Source organism: Streptomyces antimicrobicus (assembly GCF_020532625.1).
In the GTDB taxonomy this organism is placed as follows: Bacteria; Actinomycetota; Actinomycetes; order Streptomycetales; family Streptomycetaceae; genus Streptomyces; species Streptomyces antimicrobicus.
This window is the reverse complement of sequence record NZ_JAJAUY010000244.1, coordinates 1-3,582: the sequence shown is the minus strand read 5'-3', so window position 1 is coordinate 3,582 and position 3,582 is coordinate 1. Positions and strand designations below refer to the sequence as shown.

Here is a 3,582-nt window from a genome sequence, read left to right as displayed (position 1 = left end):
CACCCCGGCCGCGGGGGCCGGGCGCGGGCGCCCGCCCGCCGGGCTACAGGTCGGAGGGGTCGGTGTTCGCCCCGCACAGCACGACCGCGACCCGCTCGCCGAGCGGCGCCCCCGCCTCGCGTACGGCGGCCAGCGCGGTCGCGGCGCCCGCCTCGACGACGATCCGGTGCTCCTGCCACAGCGCGCGCCGGGCCTCGGTGACGGCGGAGTCCGGGACCAGGACCGAGGTGACGTCCGGGTGCCGGGCGGCGGCCAGGGCGTCGGCGGAGACCCGGGTGGCGCCGAGCGAGTCGGCGGCCACGGAGTCCACGGTGACGTCGACCGGGCGGCCCGCCGCCAGGGCGGCGTGCAGGGCCCGGCAGTTCTCCGGCTCGACCGCGACGACGCGGATCCCGTGGGCCCGCGCGGCGGTGGCGACACCGGCGAACAGCCCGCCGCCGCCGACCGCGACGACGACGGTGTCCACGCCCGGCAGGCCCGTCCGGATCTCCTCCAGCAGAGTGCCCGCGCCGGCCGCGACGAGCGGGTGGTCGTAGGCATGGCTGCCGAGCGCGCCGGTGGCGGCGGTGAACTCCTGGCAGGCGGCCAGCGCGTCGGCGTACCGCTCGCCGACGAGCCGCACGTCGGCGCCGTACGCGCGCAGCCGCTCGACCTTGACGCGCGGGGCGGTGGTGGGCACGAAGACGGTGGCGGGGACGCCGTGGGCGCGGGCCGCCCAGGCGCAGGCCAGGCCCGCGTTCCCGCCGGAGGCGATGGTGACGCCGGCCCGGGGCAGGGTGCCGGCGGCGTGGTGGGCGGCGAGGAAGTTGACGGCGCCGCGGGCCTTGAAGGAGCCGGTGTGCTGGAGGTGCTCCAGGGCGTACCACAGGCCGTCGGCCGCCGGGACGACCGGCGCGGTGCGCACGCGTCCGGCGATCCGGTCGGCGGCGGCGCGCACGGCGGCGGGGTCGAGCTGCTGTTCCATGGACTGCTCCCGTCGGTCAGGCGGCGGCCGGGCGGGCGGCCGCGATCAGCTGGCGCAGGGCGCCGTAGTACACCTCGTGGTCGGTCAGGGCGGGCAGGACCTCGGCCGTGTGCCCACCGAGCACCGGGAACGCGGCGGGGTCGAGCGCGGCGAGCGCGGCGCGGCTGGTCTCCCGCGCGGCGGCCGGTGCGCGGTGGTCGACGAAGGCGGCGCTGCCGAGGGTGAGCAGGTACATCCGGCGGTACGCCGTCATGGCCTCGGCCGGGGTCATCCCGGCCGCGACGCTGTCGGCGAGGGCCGGTTCGACCAGCCGGGCCAGCAGTTGGCGGCCGACCCAGGGCCGGCCGCCGCGCAGCACCAGCAGGCCGGGGTGGGCGACGAGGAGCCGGTAGAGGGCGGTGAAGCGGAGCTCGGTGGCCTCGGCCCAGTCGGTCCCGGCGGGCACCTCGGGCAGTTGGCCGGCCAGGTGCTCGGTGCACAGGTCGAGCAGCCCGGCGAGGTCGGTGCAGCGGCGCTGCACGGTGGCGTGGGAGACGCCGAGCCGGTCGGCGAGGGCCCGGAAGCTGAGGGCGGCGGGGCCCTCCTCGTCGAGGATCCGCAGGGCGGTGGCGGCGATGGCCTCGGGGGTGGCCCGGTCCAGGGCCGCGGAGCGTCGGGGCATGTGATACAGCGTATCAGCCACCGTATCTGCCAGTGTGTCGCTCCACTGCCGCCCTGCACCCATAGTGATGATCGGGGCGCGGGGGACGCCTACGTTCGTTGACAGTGGGTAGCGACACCGCTGCACTGGGCCACTACAGCTGCGTACGCCACCCCACGCCAAGGAGTCCTCCGTGCCGCTCCGCCTGCGCGCGCTTCCCTGCCTGACCGCGTCCGCCCTGCTCGCCGTGTCACTGGCCGCCGCGCCGTCGGTGGCCGAACCGACCGCCACCTCCGACGTACCGCTGGCCCTGACCCCGCCCATGGGCTGGAACAACTGGGCGCACTACATGTGCGACATCGACGAGCGGAAGGTCGTCGCCAACGCCGACGCCCTGGTCTCCACCGGCCTCGCCGCCAAGGGGTACGACACCGTCACGGTCGACGACTGCTGGATGGAGAAGCAGCGCGACGCCGCGGGCGACCTGGTCGTCGACCGGACCAAGTTCCCCCACGGCATGGCCTGGCTCGGGCGGTACCTGCACTCCAAGGGGCTGAAGTTCGGCATCTACGAGGACGCCGGCCATCTGACCTGCGAGAAGTACCCGGGCAGCGGCACCCCGGAGGGCGGCGGCGAGGACCACTTCGCCCAGGACGCACGGCTGTTCGCGTCCTGGAAGGTCGACTACGTGAAGATGGACGGCTGCAACGTCTGGGTGCCGCCGGGGAAGACCAAGGAGCAGGCCTACCGGGAGGCCTACGAAGCGGTCGCCGCCGCCCTGCGCGCGACGGGCCGGCCGATGGTGCTGTCCGCCTCCGCCCCCGCGTACTTCCAGCAGGGCGAGTGGGGCGGCCCGGACTGGCACAAGGTGCTCGGCTGGGTGGGGCGCACGGGTCAGCTGTGGCGTGAGGGCAAGGACATCAAGGTCTTCAACCCCGCCTCCCCCGGCACCTCGCGCTGGAGCTCGGTCCTCGGCAACTACGGCTACAACCGCTGGCTCACCCGCTACGCCGGCCCGGGCAACTGGAACGACCCGGACTTCCTGATCGCCGGCGCGCCCGGCCTGAGCGACGCCGAGGGCCGCAGCCAGGTCGCGCTGTGGGCCATGATGGCGGCGCCGTTCATCCTGTCCTCCGACGTCTCCCGGCTCACCCCCGCCGGCCTCGCGGCGCTCGGCAACACCGACCTGATCGCGCTCGACCAGGACCCCCTGGGCCGCCAGGCCGCCGTGGTCTCCTCCGACGGCACCCTCGACGTGCTGGTCCGGCCGCTGGACGGCGGCGACCGGGCCGTGGCCGTCCTCAACCGGTCCGCCACCGCGCGGCAGGTCTCGGTCCGGCTCGCGGACGTCGGGCTGCCGTCCTGCCGGGTGGACGCCCGTGACCTGTGGACGGGTGCGAGCCAGGAGGTCGCCCACACCCTGTCCACCGAGGTCGGGGCCCACGAGACCGCCGTGTGGCGGCTGACCCCGCGCGGCTGCGCCGAGCCGGTGCCGACCGGGCAGCTCACCGGTCACGGCATGAAGTGCGCCGACGGGCAGAACACCACCGGGGTCGGCGCCGTGGTGCTCTCGCCGTGCACCGGCGGCACCGACCAGCGCTGGGTCCTGGGCGGCGACGGCAGTGTCCGGCTGGCCGGCGAGTGCCTGTCCGCCGGCGCCGCCGGCGCGGTGGAGCTGGCCGCGTGCTCGGCGGGTCTGGACGGGCAGCGCTGGACCGCCCGGCGGGACGGCGCACTGGTGGAGGAGGCCAGCGGGCAGTGCCTGGAGGCGCCCTCCGCTCCCCCGGCCGCCGACGGCTCGGCGGCCCGGCTCCGGCTGGCCCGCTGCGGCGACCACCGGGTCGAGCAGGCCTGGGCGCTGCCGGTCTGACGGTGGCCCGGATGACGACACGGATCCCGATGACGACGCGAACGGTGGGCCCGGCGCGCGTGCGCGTGCGCCGGGCGGCGGTGGCCCTGCCCGCCGCCCTGGTGACCC

The 3,582-nt window shown here is 76.3% G+C and carries 3 protein-coding genes; 1 reads left to right on the top strand and 2 read right to left on the bottom strand.

Annotated elements, in window-relative coordinates:
• Positions 1–43 precede the first annotated feature (43 nt).
• Positions 44–964, bottom strand: coding sequence for a serine/threonine dehydratase (locus LG632_RS29720; RefSeq protein WP_226731030.1), 921 nt, complete (start codon positions 962–964; stop codon positions 44–46).
• A gap of 16 nt (positions 965–980) precedes the next feature.
• Positions 981–1,625 carry a TetR/AcrR family transcriptional regulator gene (locus tag LG632_RS29715; protein WP_226731029.1) on the bottom strand — a complete coding sequence of 215 codons (645 nt, stop codon included), beginning with the start codon at positions 1,623–1,625 and terminating at the stop codon, positions 981–983.
• 172 nt (positions 1,626–1,797) lie between these two features.
• Here LG632_RS29715 and LG632_RS29710 point away from each other — a divergent pair, with 172 nt between their 5' ends.
• Entirely contained in the window at positions 1,798–3,474 is a 1,677-nt protein-coding gene (locus LG632_RS29710) for a ricin-type beta-trefoil lectin domain protein (protein WP_226731028.1), read from the top strand.
• The last annotated feature ends 108 nt before the right edge of the window (positions 3,475–3,582 follow it).